The 18,095-nt window shown below is 64.8% G+C and carries 16 protein-coding genes; 7 read left to right on the top strand and 9 right to left on the bottom strand.

The window, feature by feature from the left end:
- Positions 1-6 precede the first annotated feature (6 nt).
- The 3 genes from ACZ1II_RS00770 to ACZ1II_RS00760 all read right to left on the bottom strand — a co-directional run bounded on the left by ACZ1II_RS00770 (position 7) and on the right by ACZ1II_RS00760 (position 4,336).
- The gene (locus ACZ1II_RS00770; RefSeq protein WP_465143934.1) at positions 7-720 is read right to left on the bottom strand and encodes a DUF6250 domain-containing protein; all 714 of its coding nucleotides are present in this window, start codon (positions 718-720) and stop codon (positions 7-9) included.
- A complete protein-coding gene (locus ACZ1II_RS00765) occupies positions 717-3,509 on the bottom strand; it encodes a TonB-dependent receptor (RefSeq protein WP_465143933.1) in 2,793 nt (930 codons plus the stop codon). The genes ACZ1II_RS00770 and ACZ1II_RS00765 overlap by 4 nt, the downstream gene beginning before the upstream one ends.
- Positions 3,510-3,877: 368 nt before the next feature.
- The gene (locus tag ACZ1II_RS00760) at positions 3,878-4,336 is read right to left on the bottom strand and encodes an XRE family transcriptional regulator (RefSeq protein WP_465143932.1); all 459 of its coding nucleotides are present in this window, start codon (positions 4,334-4,336) and stop codon (positions 3,878-3,880) included.
- 107 nt (positions 4,337-4,443) lie between these two features.
- Here ACZ1II_RS00760 and ACZ1II_RS00755 point away from each other — a divergent pair, with 107 nt between their 5' ends.
- Entirely contained in the window at positions 4,444-5,169 is a 726-nt protein-coding gene (locus tag ACZ1II_RS00755) for a murein L,D-transpeptidase catalytic domain family protein (protein ID WP_465143931.1), read from the top strand.
- A gap of 12 nt (positions 5,170-5,181) precedes the next feature.
- Here ACZ1II_RS00755 and ACZ1II_RS00750 read toward each other — a convergent pair whose 3' ends face one another.
- On the bottom strand, positions 5,182-5,424 hold the full coding sequence (locus ACZ1II_RS00750; RefSeq protein WP_465143930.1) for a hypothetical protein: 243 nt from the start codon (positions 5,422-5,424) through the stop codon (positions 5,182-5,184).
- 296 nt (positions 5,425-5,720) lie between these two features.
- Positions 5,721-6,131 carry a nuclear transport factor 2 family protein gene (locus ACZ1II_RS00745; RefSeq protein ID WP_465143929.1) on the bottom strand — a complete coding sequence of 137 codons (411 nt, stop codon included), beginning with the start codon at positions 6,129-6,131 and terminating at the stop codon, positions 5,721-5,723.
- A gap of 107 nt (positions 6,132-6,238) precedes the next feature.
- Between ACZ1II_RS00745 and ACZ1II_RS00740 the strand changes: the two genes are divergently transcribed.
- The 3 genes from ACZ1II_RS00740 to ACZ1II_RS00730 are packed head-to-tail and all read left to right on the top strand — an operon-like array spanning position 6,239 to position 8,040.
- Positions 6,239-7,246, top strand: a complete 1,008-nt coding sequence (locus tag ACZ1II_RS00740; protein ID WP_465143928.1) for an NADP-dependent oxidoreductase — start codon at positions 6,239-6,241, stop codon at positions 7,244-7,246.
- On the top strand, positions 7,233-7,601 hold the full coding sequence (locus ACZ1II_RS00735) for a Rieske (2Fe-2S) protein (RefSeq protein ID WP_465143927.1): 369 nt from the start codon (positions 7,233-7,235) through the stop codon (positions 7,599-7,601). Before ACZ1II_RS00740 ends, ACZ1II_RS00735 begins: the two co-directional genes overlap by 14 nt.
- Before the next feature lie 10 nt (positions 7,602-7,611).
- A complete protein-coding gene (locus ACZ1II_RS00730) occupies positions 7,612-8,040 on the top strand; it encodes a nuclear transport factor 2 family protein (RefSeq protein ID WP_465143926.1) in 429 nt (142 codons plus the stop codon).
- 272 nt (positions 8,041-8,312) lie between these two features.
- Here ACZ1II_RS00730 and ACZ1II_RS00725 read toward each other — a convergent pair whose 3' ends face one another.
- The gene (locus ACZ1II_RS00725; protein WP_465143925.1) at positions 8,313-10,808 is read right to left on the bottom strand and encodes a TonB-dependent receptor; all 2,496 of its coding nucleotides are present in this window, start codon (positions 10,806-10,808) and stop codon (positions 8,313-8,315) included.
- 150 nt (positions 10,809-10,958) lie between these two features.
- Here ACZ1II_RS00725 and ACZ1II_RS00720 point away from each other — a divergent pair, with 150 nt between their 5' ends.
- On the top strand, positions 10,959-11,966 hold the full coding sequence (locus tag ACZ1II_RS00720; RefSeq protein WP_465143924.1) for an NADP-dependent oxidoreductase: 1,008 nt from the start codon (positions 10,959-10,961) through the stop codon (positions 11,964-11,966).
- Positions 11,967-12,232: 266 nt separating this feature from the next.
- Here ACZ1II_RS00720 and ACZ1II_RS00715 read toward each other — a convergent pair whose 3' ends face one another.
- The 3 genes from ACZ1II_RS00715 to ACZ1II_RS00705 all read right to left on the bottom strand — a co-directional run bounded on the left by ACZ1II_RS00715 (position 12,233) and on the right by ACZ1II_RS00705 (position 16,245).
- The gene (locus tag ACZ1II_RS00715) at positions 12,233-12,997 is read right to left on the bottom strand and encodes an SDR family NAD(P)-dependent oxidoreductase (protein WP_465143923.1); all 765 of its coding nucleotides are present in this window, start codon (positions 12,995-12,997) and stop codon (positions 12,233-12,235) included.
- A 20-nt stretch (positions 12,998-13,017) separates the two neighbouring features.
- The gene (locus tag ACZ1II_RS00710) at positions 13,018-15,306 is read right to left on the bottom strand and encodes a TonB-dependent receptor (RefSeq protein ID WP_465143922.1); all 2,289 of its coding nucleotides are present in this window, start codon (positions 15,304-15,306) and stop codon (positions 13,018-13,020) included.
- Between the two features lie 180 nt (positions 15,307-15,486).
- Entirely contained in the window at positions 15,487-16,245 is a 759-nt protein-coding gene (locus tag ACZ1II_RS00705; RefSeq protein WP_465143921.1) for an SDR family NAD(P)-dependent oxidoreductase, read from the bottom strand.
- A gap of 142 nt (positions 16,246-16,387) precedes the next feature.
- Between ACZ1II_RS00705 and ACZ1II_RS00700 the strand changes: the two genes are divergently transcribed.
- Together ACZ1II_RS00700 and ACZ1II_RS00695 are read left to right on the top strand one after the other, a co-directional pair.
- Positions 16,388-17,188 (top strand): SDR family NAD(P)-dependent oxidoreductase, encoded by an 801-nt coding sequence (locus ACZ1II_RS00700; RefSeq protein WP_465143920.1) that lies wholly within the window; start codon positions 16,388-16,390, stop codon positions 17,186-17,188.
- A gap of 119 nt (positions 17,189-17,307) precedes the next feature.
- Positions 17,308-18,090 carry an IclR family transcriptional regulator gene (locus ACZ1II_RS00695; RefSeq protein ID WP_465143919.1) on the top strand — a complete coding sequence of 261 codons (783 nt, stop codon included), beginning with the start codon at positions 17,308-17,310 and terminating at the stop codon, positions 18,088-18,090.
- Positions 18,091-18,095: the final 5 nt, after the last annotated feature.

Genomic DNA, 18,095 nt, shown 5'->3' with positions numbered 1-18,095 from the left:
CTGAAATCAAGCGAGACGGGAAACGGTGAAACGGCGCAGCCGCAGATGGCTGGCGGTGGTACGCAGCGCGAAGTGGCCGCCGGTCAGGGGCTTTGGATCGTCGAAGGCGAACAGCGGCCTGCCGTCGCGGAAGAACCCGATCCGGGGGCCGTCTGCGGTCAGGCGGATGCGCTGCCAGCGGTTGGCGGTGAGCATGTCTTCCGGTGCGCGCCGGTCGTTTTCCGGCAGCAGCGGCCGCACGCCGGGCTTGCCGACATAGCGGCGAAAGCGGGTGGTGGAATTGCCGTTGCCGCCAAGGCCGACGTAGTAGGTTTCGAGGGTATCGTAGTCCTCGAATTTGCCCGAGCGCGGGTGGGCCAGGGCATCACCTGTGGGCGCGGCGGGGTCCTCAGCCATCCAGAAGCAGTTGAGGTCGCTCACCCGGTCATGCGCGCCGCCTGCGGAGACGGCCTGGGCTTCGTAGTCGATGGCGATCCGGCCTTCGAGGCGGGGCAGGAACCACAAGGTCAGGCCGGCAGGGGCTTCGATATCGAGCACGCCGTCCGCCACGGAAACCTGTGCCGGGGTTTCCGCCTCGATCCGCCACTGGTTCAGGCCGTCGCGAAAATTGTCCGAGAACAGTCTCCGCTCGCCGCCACGCGCGAAAGCCGGAGCCGGCAGGAGACATGCTCCTGCCAGCCCCGTTACTATCGTGCGCCGGGAAAGTCCCGGAAGCGTCACAGCTTGGCCCGCACGCCGAAGTAGATGCGGCGGCCGTAGGTCTCGATCACGTTGCGGCGATAGACGCTGTTGGCGTTCTCGATCCGCGTCGAATCGGTGAGGTTCACACCTTCCAGGAACACCGAGACATGCGGGTTGATGACATAGCTCGCCGAAGCGTCGAACTGGCCGAAGGACTCGCCGAACGACGGGTTGTTGCCGCGATCGACCGCATTGATCAGGTAGCGGCTGCGCCAGTTGTACGACCCGCGAATGGCGAAGCGGCCGTCGTCGTAGAACAGCGAGGCATTGTAGCTGTTGCGCGAGACGCCGGGGAACGGCAGCGAGGCGCCGGTGAAGTAGTCCTTGCCCTCGTAGCCGCTGTCGCTGTTGAAGGTGTAGTTGGCCGTCACGCCGAAGTTGCCGAGCAGGCCGGGCAGGAAGTCCAGCCCGAGCTGCGCGCCCGCCTCGAAGCCCTGGATGGTCACGTGCTGGGTGCCGTTGACCGGCAGCCGGATCGTATAGACCTGGCCGTCGATCTCCTCTTCCTGGCTCTGCGTGTCGATGAACGACTTGATGTCCTTGCGGAACGCCGTGACCGAAACGTAGTTGGTGCGCGAAAGGTAGTATTCGAAACCGAGGTCGTACTGCCAGGCGCGATAGGGCTTGAGGCCCGGATTGCCGCGCGAGCCGGTGAGGGCGACGGAATCGAGCCGGACGTTCGGCGCCATCTGCGAAGGCGCCGGGCGGGCGAGAACGTCGGATGCCGTGGCGCGCACCACCAGCTTGCGCGGGATCACTTCGGCGCGCAGGTTCAGCGAGGGCAGCAGCACGGTATATTCGCCGCTGTAGCGAGCGGGGGTGATGACGCCGTCGGTGCTCTGGCTGCCGCTGGAAACCGTGCGCGTATGGACGAGGCGCGCGCCGACCACGCCCGAGAGGTCGAAGCCGAGGTCGGCGTTGAACGAACCCTGGAAATACCCGGCCACGGTGCTTTCCTTGACCCGGTAGGTGTCGAGCGGCGAGATGCTGGTGTAGGGATCGGGGATGCCCACGGCATTGGCCAGATTGTCGCCGAGGTTCCACCAGCGGTCGATGCCCGAGAAGCCGAGATCGCCGGTTTTGAAGAAGTTGCCGTCGCCCATGCCGCCGTATGTGTTCAGCAGGTCCCGGATATTGGTGAGCTGCGCCGCCGGGGTCGTCGTGCCGAGCACCTGGGTGCCGGTCACGCCCGAGCGGGTCAGCGTGGTCTGCCCGGTGATGCCGTTCAGCGTATAGACCGCGTTCTGGAAGCGGCTGCTGGAGACCAGCTGGTTCAGCTCGATGCCGCTCTTCAGTGAGGTCAGGAACCCGCTCTCATCGGGCTTGTATTCTGCATCGAACTTGCCGCCGGTCTCGCGCTGCTTGTTGAGGCGGGGACGGGCTTCGACCGAGAGGGTGTTGATGCCCTGGGTGGTCGTGGTGTCGATCGGCAGGATGATCTGCGGCGCGTTCTGCGAATTGTTGTAGTCGATCGTGATCCACGGCAGCGCATCCTTGCCGGAGACAGAGGCGGTCACGTCCACTTCGTCGTTCAGCACGCGCGAGGCGGCATAAGTGCCGCGCGCGGAGAACCGGAACTTGCCGGTGGTCCACTCGGCGCCGAGAATGCCGTTGAAGGTGCGGCGGTTGAGCGTGCCGATCACGCTGCGATAGTTCACGCTCGGCCCCGAACCGGCATTGGAGCCGTTGATGAAGGTCACGGTCTGTGCGGTCTCGTCCCGGATGACGACGCCGCTGGGATCGATGCCGCCGTTCGCAACCGACTGGGTGGTGCTGAGCTGAAGGTACTGGTCGTCCGAGGTCGTATCGCTGCGGGTGTAAGTGCCTTCGACATAGGCACGGAAGTCGTCATTGGGGCGCCATTCGAGGATGCCGTTGACGGCGTAGCGCTTGGTTGGTTCGGTGGCGGTGATGTAGCGCGGGATGTCGGGATAGAAGTCGCCGAAGCCGCTGCCGTCGAGGTCGACGCAGCGCGCCTGGTTGCGGCCCGAGAGGCAGTTGTGTGCAGCCGGCGTGGCGGGCTGCGTGGTCTCGACCTGGCGCCAGCCGGTGGTGCGGGCCTGATCGTAGCGGATCGTGCGGTTTTCGTAAGTGCCCGAGATCAGGACGCCGATGGTGTCATGCGCGAAGAGCTTCGAGCCGATCACCGCGAACTTGGGGTCCACCTTGTCGGCCAGCTCGTTGTAGATGCCCTGCGCGGAGCCGGCGAGGTAGCCTTCCTTGGCGTCGAAGGGGCGACGAGTTATGACGCGCACGGTGCCGCCGAGGCCGCCCTCGGTCATGTCCGGGGTGGCGGACTTCAGCACTTCGAGGCGCGAGACGAATTCGGCGGGCAAGTCGCGGAAATCGACGGCGCGGTTGCTGCCGTTGCCCGCTGCTGCCGCGATCGAGGTGGAAAGCGCCGTCTGGCCGTTGATCTCGACACGGTTGAGCGAGGCGTCGGCACCGCGGATGGTGATCGCCTGTCCTTCGCCGCCGCTGCGGGTGATCTGCACGCCGGTGATGCGCTGGAGCGCTTCGCCGATGTTCTTGTCGGGGAACTTGCCGACGTCCTCCGCCGAGATGGCATCGACAACCTGGGCCGAATCGCGCTTCACGGCCAGTGAATCGGCCAGGCTCTTGCGGATGCCGGTGACTATGATGTCGGCGCGCTGCGTGTCTTCGGCGCCCGTTCCCGACGTTTCGGTTCTCGGTTGTTGCTGGGCTTCCTGCGCGAAGACCGAGGTGCTGGTAAGGAGAAGCGCCAAGGCGCCGCTGAGACGATACACGACAATATGCCCCTTTTGTCGGACTAGAAAATCGACGCGAGGGCTAATCTCCAGTGATTTGGTTGACAAAAAAGTTTTTCTAACGTCGAGAGTAGGACATCCGGCGCCCGTGCGACGGTTGAGTAACGCAAATATCTCGATTTTCTTGCAGTTTGCCGCAGTTGCCCGGCTCAGCGGTGTTCGCGGCGGCAAGGGCAGAGGCGCAAGGTGGCACGCTGTTGTCGCACTTCAGCAATACTCATATGGTGATGCGCAAAACGCAATTAGACGGAGTAATTACGCAACTCGTGCTCCGCGACGTGGACGCATTTCTTAGGGAGCGTGCAGGTCGCCGATCCGCCGTCTGGTCGCGATCCCTTCGTTGCAGATCAGCGAATGGCTTCCGCCCGCGCAATCAAGGCGTCGAGCGCGGTGCGCCCGTGCCGCAGTTCCTCGATGATCCGGCCGAGTTCCTTGCCGGTGATTCGCGAACCGCCCTCGCTGTCCACCGCCTGGACCTCGACGATGGAATGCAGCGCCTCGACGATGGCGAGCACGGGGTCCATCGGCATCCGGGCGCTGGGCAGGGGAACCGCGCGGACCTGCCCCAGGGCCAGGAACGCATCGATCGCGCCGGGGCCGAACAGGCGCTCGATTCGCGCGAGAATCAGCGGGTCGAGACTCGTCGCCCGGCCTTTCGCATTGCGGATCGTGCCGACCGAGCAGCCCAGCCGCTCGGCCATTTGGCTATCCGACAAATCCTCGTGCTTCTGGAGGTTACGGATGATCGTCGCCACCGCCTGGCGGTAGTCCTCACTCGAAAGTGCAGCGGATCGGGCCGAGGTCATGATGTATGATCCTTCCTTGTCTTTCGAGGTGGGGACAAGAGCTTGTGGCGAACGATGCGAATCTGACCAAGACTTTGTCGACGGAATCGCTATATGGCAGCGACAATATGAAATTCAGCCGTCGCAATCTGATCGTTGCAGCCAGTGCGTTCGCAGCGTCGTCATCATCTGCCGCTCGCGCCGTTTCATCCGCATTTCCGGACCGATCGCGTGCGCCTTCGCTCGTCCAGCCGCGCAGCGGCCCGGCCATCGGGGCGATTCCTTCGGTCAGGCCTGCTGCCGAGCCGCAGCTCATGCCGATGCCGGTGCGCTTCGAACCGGATGGGGTACGCCCCGAACTGTTCGACGCGGCGATGAAGGCGCTCGATCGGCACGACCGGCGCGTGAAGGGCGACCGGATCGGGATCGTCGATTTCTCGTCTTCCTCGTCGCAGCCGCGGTTCCATCTGGTGGACCTCGAAAACCGCAAGACCACTTCGCTTCATGTCGCGCATGGCAGCGGGTCCGATCCAGCGCATACCGGCTGGTTGCAGCGATTCTCGAACCGGATGGGGTCGAACGCCAGCAGCGAGGGCGCCTATCTGACCTCGGATTATTACTATGGCGGGCACGGCCGTTCGCAGCGGCTGGTCGGGCTGGACCCCACCAACAGCAATGCGCTGGAACGGGCCATCGTGATTCACGGCGCGTGGTATGCCGAGCCGAACATGATCGGCGCGCATGGCAAGCTGGGACGGAGCCAGGGCTGCCTGGCGGTGGGCGACAGCCTGCTCAGCCGCGCGTTCGACCATCTTGGCGAAGGACGCCTGATCTACGCGGCCAAGCTGGCCTGACGGCAACAGCTCCTAGATCGTCACCAGGGCGCTGACCCGGTGCGAGAACGGGTGGTTCGGCGTCGAACCGCGGCTGATCTGCGAGAACATGCCGTCACCCAGCGCGGAAAGCTTGGCTTCGACCAGCGGCAGGTCTTCGCCCTTCTTCACGTCGAGATGGACGTGGAGCTTGCCCTTGAAATCCAGCGTGATCTCGTCCGCTTCGCCGATCCGCTCGCGCAGATCATCGAGGATCGCGGCGAGCTGGTCGTTCAAAGTCGGCTTGGACGGAGCGGTCCTGGGATTCGTGGAATCTAGCGAGTAAACCGTGGCGTCCTTCGGCATTCGTGAGTCCCATGCTGATTGCTGCGCCTGCGAGCATAGCATTTCGGCGCGGATAAAGAACGGTCTGCCGGAGCTTTCTGTGCATTTCTTTGGAGGTAGCTCGCGGATTTCCGCGATTTCCGCCTGCACAGCGCGTTCTTATTATCTGAAATCATGGGAAGTCCGGCGGTTCCCTGCCGCCGTTTCACAACCGATTGTTTTTTGCCCGGTGCGACCCGTGGGCTTCTTCAGATAGCGGCTGTTTTCGCCTTGCTGGCGGCGATGAAAGGCGCCGGATCGTAGTAGAACGGCTTGATCTCGCAGCACTTGCCGTCGCGGAAGCGGAAGCGTTCGCAGATTTCGGCGGGCGGCAGCGCGGGATCGGCAAAGCGCAGCGCAAGGATGGTCACGGCATAGTCCTTGCCCGCCGTCGTCTCGATCCGGTCCAGCGCGACGACATCGCAGAGGCCCATGACTTTGGCATAGAGGTCGCGCAGGCCGTTCCGGCCGCGATATTCGCCCGCCATCGGTAGCCCGTCCGCCTCGTGGGCGACGAAATCCTCGGTGAGCATGGCGGAGGCGGTGTCCCAGTCGCCCGCACCGGTGGCGGCATAGAGGCGATCGACGAAATCGATCATCTGGTCGGGACTCATCGTCATGGCGCTGTTCCTCTTTTCCGGTGCGAATTGTGGCAAACCCCGGAAATTCCCGAACCTAGCGTTTCGACTAGCAGTCCGCGCCGCCCGCGCGCGGTTAAGCTGCGGGGATGGGAAAGGTCAGACAGATCGTGCTGGCGCGGCGACCCAATGGGGTGCCGGTGCCGGAAGACTTCGCACTTCGGGAAACCGAAATGCCGCAGCCGGGCGCCGGGGAGTTCCTGGTGGCGATGCGGGTGGGTTCGGTCGATCCGGCGATCCGGGGCTTTCTGGACGACCGGCCGAGCTATATCGAGCCGGTCGCGCTGGGGGCGCCGATCAACGGCATGTCGCTGGGCGAGGTCGTGGTCTCCAACCATGCGGACTATCCGGTCGGCACTTTCGTGCGGGCCTTTGCCACATGGTCGGACCACTACGTGCTCTCGGGCGAGGCCTGGGGGTTGGAGAAAGTCCATCGGCAGCCCGACATGCCGCTGCATCACTACATGGGCGCGCTCGGCCCGGTGGGGTTGACGGCGTGGGTCGGGCTTTTCGCGGTGGGCGAGGCGAAGCCGGGCGAGACCGTGGTGGTCAGCGCAGCCGCCGGGGCGACCGGCTCCACCGTGGGGCAGATCGCCAGGGCCAGGGGCTGCAAGGTGATCGGTCTTGTCGGTTCGGCGGAAAAGGCGGCGGTGATCCGCGATCTCGGCTTCGATGCCGCCATCGACTATCGCGCCGCGCCCGACATCGTCGCCGAGATCGCCAAAGCGGCGCCGGAGGGGGTGGACGTCTATTTCGACAATGTCGGCGGCGAAGTTCTGGAGGCGGTACTGCCGCTGATGCGGCTGCACGGCCGCGTCGCGGTCTGCGGCATGGTCGGGCAGTACAACGATGCCGATCATCCCCACGGCGTGCGCACGCTCTGGCAACTGGTGGTCAACCGCATCCGCATGCAGGGCTTCATCACTTACGACTATCCCGATGTGCTGGCGCAGGCGCAGGCCGAACTCGATGGCTGGGTGGCGGAAGGCAAGCTGAAGCCGCTCGCCAATGTGCGCGACGGTTTCGAGAAACTCCCCGAGGCCTTCATCGATCTGATGTCGGGCCGTACCATAGGAAAGACCCTTGTCCGGATCTGAAACGATGAGCGATGTGTGGCACGCCCTGGTGGCCGAGGCGGAGTTCCCCGAGGAAGGCAAGCTGGCGGCGCGGATCGCGGGCTGGAGTGTGCTGGTCGTGCGCACGGATGACGGCTTCAATGCCGTCAACGACCGCTGCACGCATCAGGCGGCGCTGCTGTCCGGCGGCAAAGTGCGGCGCGGGGCGATCATGTGCCCGCTCCACGGCGCCCGGTTCGAGACGGCGACCGGGCGCTGCATCGGCGGCGCTTATGCCGACTTGCGCCGCTTCGATCTGCGCGTCGCGGGCGGCATGATCGAAGTCGCGGTGCCGGATGTGCCGCCGGGGCCGCACGAGCGTCCGGTCGAAGTTTGAGGAGAGAACCATGCCCTATACCGGACCTTTCGAGGACCGCCTCGCCATCCGCGAGCTGTTGGAGACTTACGCCGACGCGGTGACGCGCCGCGACGCTGAAACCTGGGGCGCGACATGGGCCGAGGATGCCGAATGGTCGCTGCCGGACTATCCCGAACTTGGCACCACTCGGGGGCGTCCGGCGATCGTCGCCATGTGGATCGAAGCGATGAAGGCCTATCCGGGGATTATGTTCGAGGCCTGGCCCGGTTCGATCGAAGTCTCGGGCGAGAGCGCGACGATGCGCAGCTATACCTCGGAAATCTACGACCGGGACGGCGTGACGATGCGTGACCGGGGCGTCTATGAGGATACTTGCGTGAAGCTGGATGGCCGCTGGCTGTTCAGGAGCAGGTCTTTCCGCAACATCCACCGCCAGCACGCGCCGAAGGGGTGTTGAGGATCGTTCTCTCCGTTATTCGAGGCGCACAGCATAGCCTTCATAACTCGTCATCCTGAACTTGTTTCAGGATCCATCGCGCAGTTGAGGCCGGAGCGCTGTTCGGCCAGCCGCGCTTTCGGTTTGCCAATTATGACAACGGCCTATCGGCCAGATGGACCCTGAAACAAGTTCAGGGTGACGGCGGGAATGGGGGCAAGGGAAGCTTCGGCAATAGGCAAAAAGAAGGGGGCCGGTCTTCCTTCGAACCGGCCCCTTCCTCACGGATACCCTCAGAACTTCTTGCTGACTTCGACCATGACCGTCCTCGGCAGCGTACCGAAGCCGAGCTGGTCGGCGCGGATGCCGCCGGGCGTGCCGGTGCCGCTGCCGGTCGAGGGGCCGTCGACCACGCCGGTGACGTAGAAGCGGTTGGTCAGGTTCTTGCCGATGACGGCGAGCTGCCAGTTGTCGTCCTCGGCGCCGAAGCGCAGCCCGGCGTCGAGCGTCACGTATTTGCCCTGGCGCGACAGCGGGTTGCCGAAGGCCGAGGCGAGATAGGAGCCGGAATACTTGGCATCGACGTTGAGGCCCAGCTTCATCGTCTGCCCCACCGACATCTCGTAATTGACCCCGAGATTGCCGGTCCAGCGCGGCGCCACCGAGAGCGTCTGGCCGCTGAGGTCCTGACGGCTATTGCCCGCCAGGTTACAGCCTTCCGCCGGAGTCTGCCCGGCATAGCAGGGCGCGAGCGGGAAGTCGGTATAGCGTGCCTTGTCGTAGTTGACCGAGCCGTGCAGGTCGAAGCCGGGAATGCCGTTGGGCGCGAACTGGAACTCGGCCTCGACGCCCTTGGTGCGGGCGTCGGCAGTCAGGGTCTGGAACGCGAAGATCGGCGAGTTGAAGAAGTCGACCTGCAGGTTCTTGTACTTGTAGTTGAAGGCGGTGACGTTGAAGCGCAGCTGGCGGTTCAGCAGGGTGGACTTGAAGCCCAGTTCGAAACCTTCCGCCTTCTCGGGATCGAAGGTCAGGTCGGCGGTCGGATCGCTGGAAAGCTTCGAGTTGATGCCGCCGTTCGAGAACCCACCGGACTTGTACGCGGTCTTGTAGGCGCCGTAGACCATGAGGTCTTCGGTCGGCTTCCAGGTCAGCGTCGCTTCCGGGGACCAGTTGGTGAAGTGCTGGCGGGCGGTCACTTGGCCGAGGCCGTCGGGGTCGAACTGATCGCGGAAGATGGTCGTGACCAGCGGGTTGTTGTAGAACTGAGTGAAGTAGCTGTCCTTGGTTTCGTCCGAATAGCGCGCGCCGCCCGCCAGTTCGAGCGTCGGCAGGATCTTGTAGGTGATCTGCCCGAAGACGGCCATCGTCTCGCCCTTGGTGAAGCTGGTCTTGGCGGTGGCGACATGCTCTAGCCCGGCAGGCGCGGCGGAATTGGAAACGCCGCCGACCAGCACGTATTGCTCGAAGTCGCGCCGGGTCTTTTGGTAGAGCATGCCCAGCATCATGTTGAACGGGCCGTCGAACTGGGTCAGCGCGCGGAATTCCTGGCTGAAGGCCTTCCATGAGGAGTTCTCGGTCGCCCAGTTGCTGCCCGGACCGCCCGCGCTGTTGCTCGACTGGAAGTCGCAGGCGCAGGCCCAGCGGTTGTTGTTCCACTGGTAGTTGGTGACCGACGACAACTGCAACTGATCGGCATCGTAAGTCACGTTCAGCGTTCCGGCTGCCGAGCGGTAGCGGTTGTAGAGCGCGCCGTCCTTCTTGGCGAAGGGGAAGCTGGCGGCGACATCGACCGGCATGTTGTTCTGGTGGGTGATGAAGTGCTTGCCGCAGGCATAGCCGTTGAGCTGCGAGGTGCTGCCGTCGCCGCAGGCAAAGGCGACGTAGTTCCACGAGGAATTGTTGACCGTGTTGAAGTCCACGCTGCCCTTGAGACTGACGGTGAGGCGGCTGGTCGGCTCCCATTTCAGGGTGCCGCGCGCGAGGAATTCCTCCTCGCCCGGCGCCTTGTGCGCGGCGGGCGCGGCGATATGCGAGGTGGGATCGCCGTTTCCGCCCGCGAGCACGCTGGCGGAATCCACTTCGGTATAGACGATGTCGTCGGCGACGTTGCGGTAGTAGCCACCCTCCATCTTCGAATAGCGCGCGGCCAGCCGGATACCGAGCGTTTCTGTCAGCGGCATCGAGGCATAGCCTTCGACGCGCCATTGCTGGCTGCGGAACTCGTAGCCGCCCTTGATCTGGAATTCCGGGGTCGGCGTGGGGTCGGCGGTGGTGATGGAAATGACCCCGGCAGTCGCGTTCTTGCCGAAGAACAGCGCCTGCGGGCCTTTCAGCACTTCGACGCGGGCAAGGTCGAAGAAGCCTTCCTGGATCACGCGGCCCTGGCCGTAATAGGCGCCGTCCACGACGACCGCGACCGACTGTTCGATGCCGATCGAGGTTGAGGACGAGCCGATGCCGCGCAGGGTGAGCTGCGCGCCCGAACCGTTGGAGGCGCGGCCGACGTTGAACTGGGGGGCGATCGCGGCGATCTTCTCGACGCTGGTGATGTCGCGCGAGGCGATCTGCTCGGCGGAAATGGCGGTGACGGCGACGGGCACGTCCTGCACGGTTTCCTGCCGCTTGCGGGCGGTGACGATGATTTCCTTGATGCCGCCGGTCGCGGCCTCGTCCTGCGGGGGCTGTTCCTGGGGCAGCGGCGCCGCCGCTTCCTGCGCGGCTGCGGGGAGGGACAGGAGCGTCATCGTCAGCATGGTCGACGTGAGCAGGGCGGATTTCGAGAATCGCATTTCAGGGCCTCCCGCATGTTTTCTTTGTTCCTGCCTTGGTAGAACCACGGGGGCACGCGAGGGCCTGTGCAAACGGATAGCCCTAGCTGTTTGGTCAGGTGGCGAGGGGGCGGGCGCGGGTGACGTTACGCGTTCACTGGGAGAGTTCATTTGACAGGCAACCGTTTCTGGCGGCTCGATCGCCATCCCGAAGGCAATCAGGACTTCGGCCGTTTTCTCAGTCTTTGCAAGGAAGCCCCGGCGCCGCTGGGCGAGGGCGAAGTGCGCATCGCCGCCGAGTGGCTGTCGATGGATGCGGGCACCCGCATGTGGATGAGCCCGCGCACCGATGGCTATCAGCCGCCACTACCGCTTGGCGCGAAGATGGTCGGGCTGGTGCTCGGCCGGGTCAGCGAGACGCGCGATCCGGCTTTTCCGGTCGGCACGCTGGTGCGCGGTTTCGGGCAATGGGCGGAGCAGGCGGTGGTCGTGCCCGCGCTGGCCGGGCTGGAGGCGGTGGACGAGACCGTCAGCGATCCGCGCCAGCATTTCGGCGCGCTGGGGATGAATGCCTGGACCGCCTATGTCGGCGTCAGGGAAGTGGCGGCGGTGCGGCCCGGTGAGTGGCTGGTGGTCTCGGCGGCGGCGGGGGCGACGGGGAGCCTCGCCTGTCAGGTCGGGCGCAATCTCGGCGCGCGGGTCGTCGGTATCGCCGGGGGGGCGGAGAAGTGCCGCTACCTGCTGGAGGACCTCGGCGTGGACATGGCGATCGACTATCGCAGCGAGGATGTCGAGGCACGGCTGTCGGCTTGCGAGGGCGGGATCGGGGCGTTCTTCGACAATGTCGGCGGGCCGATCCTCGATGCGGTGCTGCCGAACATGGCGCATTACGGCCGCGTCGCGATCTGCGGCATGGTGGCCGGTTACGACAGCGACGCGCCGATGCCGGGACCGGCGCGTTTCGACCAGATCCTGATGCGGCGGCTGCGGGTGGAGGGGTTCTTCATCCCCGACTTCCTCGAACGCGGGGCGGAATTCCTGCCGGTTCTGCGCAAGTGGCTCGATGAAGGGAAGCTCGCGGTGCGGTTCGACGAGACGCAGGGGATCGAGAACGTGCTCGATGCTTACGAGCGGATGCTGACGGGGAAGAATATCGGCAAGGTGGTGGTGCGGGTCTGATCTGGCCGAGGTTGGGAGAGCCGAGGCCGCACCCCGAAAGTCACAACCCAGAACTCAGAGCCAGGAGCCCAGCACCCAAACCTCGTCATCCCCGCGAAGGCGGGGATCCCGCTTGTTCTTGCGGCGTCGCGCGAAGGAAGCGGGGCCCCCGCCTTCGCGGGGGCGACGAGATTATATGCGCTGATGGAGGGATATGGACGGACGGGTATATTGGCGAGTGAATTCAGCGTTGCACCAGCCGCTCAACATAGCCGCTCGCTCCCCACTCACATCGCCGTCACACCGCCGTCCACCGTGAATTCCCCGCCGGTGATATAATTCGCCTCGTCGCTGGCGAGGAACAGGATCATGTTGGCGATGTCCAGCGGATGCCCCATGCGCTTCATCGGGATCGAGGCGACGATCTCCTTGAAGCCTTCCGGATTGTCGCTGCGGGCGACGTCCTGCATGGCGGTCTCGATCATGCCGGGATGGACCGAGTTGCAGCGGATGCCCTCCGCCGCGCATTCCATCGCGACCACCTTGGAGAAAATCCGCACCCCGCCCTTGGCCGCACCATAGGCCCCGCACATCGGCACGCCGACGAGGCCGCCGATCGACGAAAGATTGACGATCGATCCGCCGCCGCCGGTCTTTCGCATCAGTTCCACCGCCCGCCGCGTGCCGAGGAACACGCTGTCGAGATTGACCTTGTTCTGCTTCTCCCAGTCGGCGAGGGAAAGCGCGGCCAGCGGCTTGAGCACGGCGATACCGGCATTGTTGACCAGCACGTCGATCCGCCCATGGCCTTTCTCGATCGTCTGGAACAGGTCTTCCCAGTCTGCCTCGCTGGTCACGTCCTGCGCCAGCGCCTCGGCCTGGCCGCCCGCCTCGCGGATCGCGGCGGCAACCTTTTCCGCGCCGCCCGCATCGAGGTCGGTCAGGTAGACGAAGGCGCCTTCCTCCGCAAAGCGCCGGGCAGTGGCGGCGCCGAGGCCGCGTTCGTTCCCGGCGCCGGTAACCAGCGTGATCTTGCCTTCCAGACGACCCATGCTTCTCAACCCTTCCTTGTTTAGAACTTCACGCCGACCGTGGCGCCATACGTGCGCGGTTCGAGCGCCATGCCGAACGAGAACAGCCCGGCGACGGTGAAGGCATGTGTGGTCGTCTTCTCGTTGAGGAGATTGCGACCGAACAGGCGCACGTAGGCTTCCTTGTCGCCGATATCGAAGTTCACCGTCAGGCTGGCATCGACGAGATCCTGCGTTGTCGTACGCACCCGCGGATCGTTGCCGTTCACCACGACGCCGGTGACAGTGCCGGAACCGTCCGTGACCGGCGTCAGCGAGGCTTGCGAGATCTGCTCGTCGTAAGGGCTGATATGGCGCCAGCCCGCGGTCGCCACGACTTTGCCGAAGCTGGTGGGCACGGTGTAGTCCGCATTGACCGAGCCGGTGAACTTCGGGGCATAGATCAGCCGGTTCGCCGAATAGTCGAAGGGCACGATCAGGCCGTTATAGGCGCCGCCCGTAACGAAGTTGCGGAAGTGCGACTTCATGTAGGCGGACGAGGCGGTGATCGTCAGTTGCTGCGTAACGTGCAGCGTGGCGTCCATCTCGATACCCTTGATCATCGCGCCGCCGGGCACGTTGCCGGTGATCGTCTGGTTGCCCAACGGGCCGCCGGGAACGGTCAGGTTCTGCTGCATGTCCTTGTAGTCGGAGATGTAGCCGGCGAGGTTGATTTCCAGCTTCCGGTTGAACGCGGCCAGTTTGGCGCCGATCTCGTAGGCGTCCACGGTTTCGGGCTGGAACGGCGTGCTGGCGGTATCCGCTGTGGCGGCGCGCGGGCTGAAACCGCCGGAACGATAGCCGCGCGACCAGCTGGCATAGAGCATCACGTCACTGTTCGGGCGATAGTCGATGCCGACCTTGGGGGTGAACTTGGTGAAGTTGGCGTCGCCCGAGCCGATCAGCCCGGCCTGCGCGAAGCTGTTGGTCAGCTTCTTGTTGTCATGCGACCAGCGGCCGCCGAACGAGAGGCGCCACTTGTCGGCGAAGGCCCAGTTGAAGTCTCCGAAGAAGGCGTAACTGGTGGTCTTGCCCACATTGGTCTGAGGGTTCTGGTCGAACTCCATCGGCGGGACCGAGGGATCGAAGCCGAAGAAGCGCGTCCACTGGGTCAGGTCGTACTTCGAGTGGAAGTAGTAGGCGCCCACGACATAGTCGAAGCCGGTGAAGAGGTTTCCGGCGGCGCGCAGTTCCTGGCTCCACTGCGTGTACTTCTGGCGGCGGTCGACATAGTAGAGATCGGTAGATGAACCGTCGAAGTCCTGCGTCTGGTTTTCCTTGCTGTGCCGCCAGCCGGTGATGGAACTGAGTTTGACCGGCCCTGCATCGTAGTTCATCTGCAAGGTGGCGTTGGGGGCGCGGTACTTGCTCTTCGCGGGCAGCGTGAACACCGTGTAGAGGTCGCTGGTGTTGTTGCGGTTGCACTCGTTGGCGGGGATCAATCCGCAGAACATCTCGGTGCTGTTGGTGAGATTGCTGACCACCGGCTCGAAGCTCTGGACCACGTTCTCGACGCTGAGCTGGGCGTCGAAACCGCTGCCGGTGGGTTCGAACAGCAGGCTGGCGCCGTAGCTGTCGCCCTTGCTGCCGCCCGCGCGGGTACCCCGAATGGCGTTGCGGTAGAAGCCGTCGGACTCGTTGTGGAAGTACCAGCCCTTGATGCCCCAGGTCTCGCCGTCGCCGTAGTTGACGATGGCCTTGCCTGCCCAGGTGTTCCAGCGGCCATAGGTAAACTCGGCCTTCACGCCGGGTTCCATGGTCGGCTTGGTGCGGGTGATGTTGATGACGCCGCCGATCGTATTTGCGCCGAACAGCGTGCCCTGCGGACCGCGCAGGACCTCGATCTGGGCAATGTCGAAGGCGTCCTGGAGCTGGCCGGTATTGGTGCCGATGGTCACACCGTCCACGACGACGCCGACGGTCGGTGTCTGCGACTTCTCGATATCGGCATAAGTCAGGCCGCGGATCGAGATGTTCGCCGCCTGCGCGCCCGAGTTCTGCTGGGTGATGAGCAGGCCGGGTGCCGTGCCCTGCAAGTCGCCGATGTTCACCGCGGCCTTGTTTTCCAGCATCGCGGTGTTGACGGCGGTGATGGCGACCGGGGTCGATTGCAGGGTTTCCGAACGCCTGCGGGCAGTGACGATGATTTCGGTGGTATCGATCGTGGCCTGTTGCGGAGCGGGGGCCGGTATCGGCGCTTCGCTCTGGGCATTGGCCGGAGAAATGATGCAAGTGAGCGCGCTTGTCGAAAGTGCGACAAGCAACGCTCCGCGACGACGTGCGGATGCCATGGTTTCCTCCCTCTCCCCGACTATTCGTGTAGCCGACTTTACTGCATCACTATGCTACGAATTCGACTGATACCCGAACTGACAATTTGCACAGGTGCTGCGGGGCGGTGCGCAGATCGGCGTCAAAAAAAGGCGGCGGCCCCTGAGGACCGCCGCCAGCTCCATGTCGGAGGATGAGCTTCAGAACTGGACGCGCTTGGTATAGCCGCCGTCCACCACCACGTTGGTGCCGGTGGTGTAGGAAGAGGCCGGGCTGGCAAGGAAGACGATAGTGCGGGCCACTTCCTCCGGCCCGCCCCAGCGGCCGAGTGCGAAAGCGGCCTCGGTCGCTTGGTAGAGTTCGGGCATGGCCGCGCCGATCGCTTCCCAGTTGCCGCCGGGGAACTTGATCGGGCCGGGCGAGACGCAGTTCACGCGGATGCCCAGCGGCCCGACCATCTGGCTGAACTGGCCCGAATAGGCGATCAGAGCCGCCTTCATGGCGTTGTAGGCCTGGGGTACGATGAAGGTCTCGGTGCCCGCCGTGGAAGCCATGATGACGATCGCGCCGGAGCCGGACGCTTCGAGGTAAGGCTGCAAGGTCTCGCAGCCGAGCACGGTGCCCTTGATATCGGCGGCGAAGCAGGCTTCCCAGTCTCCGGTCGCGCCGGAGCCGGAGGCACTGGCGCCGGGGACGAACACATCGCAGCCGCCCAGCCTGTCGGCGGCGGATTTCAGCCATTCGACGTAAGCGCCGTGGTCCAGCATGTCGAGCACCTCGCCAATCACGATGCCGCCGTGGCGCGCCAGCGTTTCAACGGTTTCGGCGACTTGTTCGGCATTGCGCGAGAAAAAGGCGACGTCGCAGCCTTCCGCGGCGAAGATCTCCAGCGCGGCGCGGCCTATGCCGCGGCTGCCGCCGGTGAGAATGACCTTCCTGCCTTTCAGTCCAAGATCCATGACTGCCTGTTCCTCTGCCTTCGCGCGTTGATTTCTGTGCGAGTTGTCGCCGCTGGGCGGGCCGGGGGCCACTCCTATTTTGGTCAGGAACGGGCCTTCCATCGACGTGGTAGGCCCTTCCGCACAAGCACGGGAGATGATGATGGGACGACTGCAAGGCAAGCGCGCCGTGATTCTGGGTGCGAGCAGCGCGAACAACATGGGCCAGCACATCGCCCGGCGTTTCCTGGCCGAAGGCGCGCGGGTGCTGGTATCGGGGCGCAAGGAGGCGGTGCTGGCAGACTTCGCCGCGCAGAACGCCTGCGAATGGACCCCCTGCGACCTCACCGATGAACGGAGCGTGGAAGCGCTGGCCGAGGCGGGCGCGGCGAAACTGGGCGGCATCGACATTGCCGTGAACGCCACCGGCTGGGGGCTGCTCAGGCCCTTCCTCGACACCACGCACGAAGACGTGATGGCGATGACGATGCTCCAGTACGTCGGCCCGTTCCACTTCTTCCAGGCGATGCTGCGCCGCATGGCACGCAGCCGCGGCGGGCAGGGCGGCTCGATCATCCAGATCAGTTCGGCCACGGCGACGATCATGCTCGACGATCACGCTGCCTACATGGGCACCAAGGCGGGGACGGACCACGTGATCCGCTGCGTGGCGAACGAATTCGGCGGCGAAGGTGTGCGGGCGAACTCGATCTCTCCGGGACTGACCGACACGCCGATGACCGCGGATGCGAAGCAGGTGCCGGGCCTGTTCGATGCGTTTCTCGCCGGCTATCCGCTGGGCCGCATCGGCACTTCGGACGATATCGCCGCCGCAGCCGTCTGGCTAGCCAGCGACGAATGCTTCATGACCGGCGAAAACCTGCAGGTGAACGGCGGCCTCACCTTGCGGCGCAATCCGACGAAGAGCGAGATCGCGGCGGCGGTGGGGGCCTCTCACGCCTGATCCCCGACCGTTCCACATCGGAGAGTCTCCCATTGACCGCTGCGCCACAGGGTATAGAGCAGGTGGAACAATTGGAGTCTCGTCCCGCAAAGTGGGCCGAGCTGGGAAAGATACGCAAGATGACGGCACTTCGCGAGGACAAGCCCGAAGTCGAGGTCAAGGGCACGCAGACGCTGATGCGCGCGCTCGACATCATGGACGAAGTGATCGGCGGCCCGATCCGCGCCGCCGACCTTGCCCGCAAGCTGGGCATGAGCAAGACCACCGCCCACCGTCTGGTGCAGGCGCTGAAGTCGCGCGGCTACCTTTCGGTGACGAACGATGGCTTCGGGCTTGGTCCCAAGCTGCTCGAACTCGGCGTTATGGCCACCGAGCAGATCGACTTCGTGCGCGTGGCGCGGCCGTTCATGGAAAAGCTGTCGGACGAGACCGGTTTCTGCGTCTTCGTCGGCAAGCGCGAGGGCGACTGGTCCCGCCACCTCGACCGCGTGACCGGCCGCCAGCGCCTGCGCGTGGCGACGGCACCCGGAGACCGCCGCCCGATCGCCGAGACCGGCCTCGGCAAGGCGCTGCTGCTCGACGAGGACGAGGCGGTCTGGGAAGAGCTTTACCGTGCCGCGAACGGCGGCAAGGTCCCGGCCAAGGCGGTCAAGGAATATGTGGCGCTGATGCGCGAGCACAAGGCGCGGGGCTATGTGCTGCATGACAGCGAACTGGGCGACGGCGTGCGTTCGCTGGCCGTGCCGATCCGCGACGCCCGGCGGCAGATCTGCATCGCGATCTCGATCGCCAGCGCGGCGCACTATCTGACCGACGATATCGTCGACGATCTGGTGGCGGCGATCGTCGCCTCGGCGGGCGAGATCAGCGAAGCCGTGGGCTATCGCCCGCCGCGCGGCTAACTCGC

It is taken from the genome of Novosphingobium sp. BL-S-20 (genome assembly GCF_055521635.1).
The sequence above is the reverse complement of the archived record's forward strand: the minus strand, read 5'-3'. Positions and strand labels throughout refer to the sequence as shown.

What these genes read in the sequence shown, in the direction of transcription:
- ACZ1II_RS00715 (WP_465143923.1), bottom strand. Translation starts at nt 12,997, where the DNA reads ATGGGTCGTCTGGAAGGCAAGATCACGCTGGTTACCGGCGCCGGGAAC.
- ACZ1II_RS00705 (WP_465143921.1), bottom strand. Translation starts at nt 16,245, where the DNA reads ATGGATCTTGGACTGAAAGGCAGGAAGGTCATTCTCACCGGCGGCAGC.
- ACZ1II_RS00755 (WP_465143931.1), top strand. Translation starts at nt 4,444, where the DNA reads ATGAAATTCAGCCGTCGCAATCTGATCGTTGCAGCCAGTGCGTTCGCA.
- ACZ1II_RS00745 (WP_465143929.1), bottom strand. Translation starts at nt 6,131, where the DNA reads ATGACGATGAGTCCCGACCAGATGATCGATTTCGTCGATCGCCTCTAT.
- ACZ1II_RS00760 (WP_465143932.1), bottom strand. Translation starts at nt 4,336, where the DNA reads ATGACCTCGGCCCGATCCGCTGCACTTTCGAGTGAGGACTACCGCCAG.
- ACZ1II_RS00730 (WP_465143926.1), top strand. Translation starts at nt 7,612, where the DNA reads ATGCCCTATACCGGACCTTTCGAGGACCGCCTCGCCATCCGCGAGCTG.
- ACZ1II_RS00710 (WP_465143922.1), bottom strand. Translation starts at nt 15,306, where the DNA reads ATGGCATCCGCACGTCGTCGCGGAGCGTTGCTTGTCGCACTTTCGACA.
- ACZ1II_RS00725 (WP_465143925.1), bottom strand. Translation starts at nt 10,808, where the DNA reads ATGCGATTCTCGAAATCCGCCCTGCTCACGTCGACCATGCTGACGATG.
- ACZ1II_RS00700 (WP_465143920.1), top strand. Translation starts at nt 16,388, where the DNA reads ATGGGACGACTGCAAGGCAAGCGCGCCGTGATTCTGGGTGCGAGCAGC.
- ACZ1II_RS00695 (WP_465143919.1), top strand. Translation starts at nt 17,308, where the DNA reads ATGACGGCACTTCGCGAGGACAAGCCCGAAGTCGAGGTCAAGGGCACG.
- ACZ1II_RS00740 (WP_465143928.1), top strand. Translation starts at nt 6,239, where the DNA reads ATGGGAAAGGTCAGACAGATCGTGCTGGCGCGGCGACCCAATGGGGTG.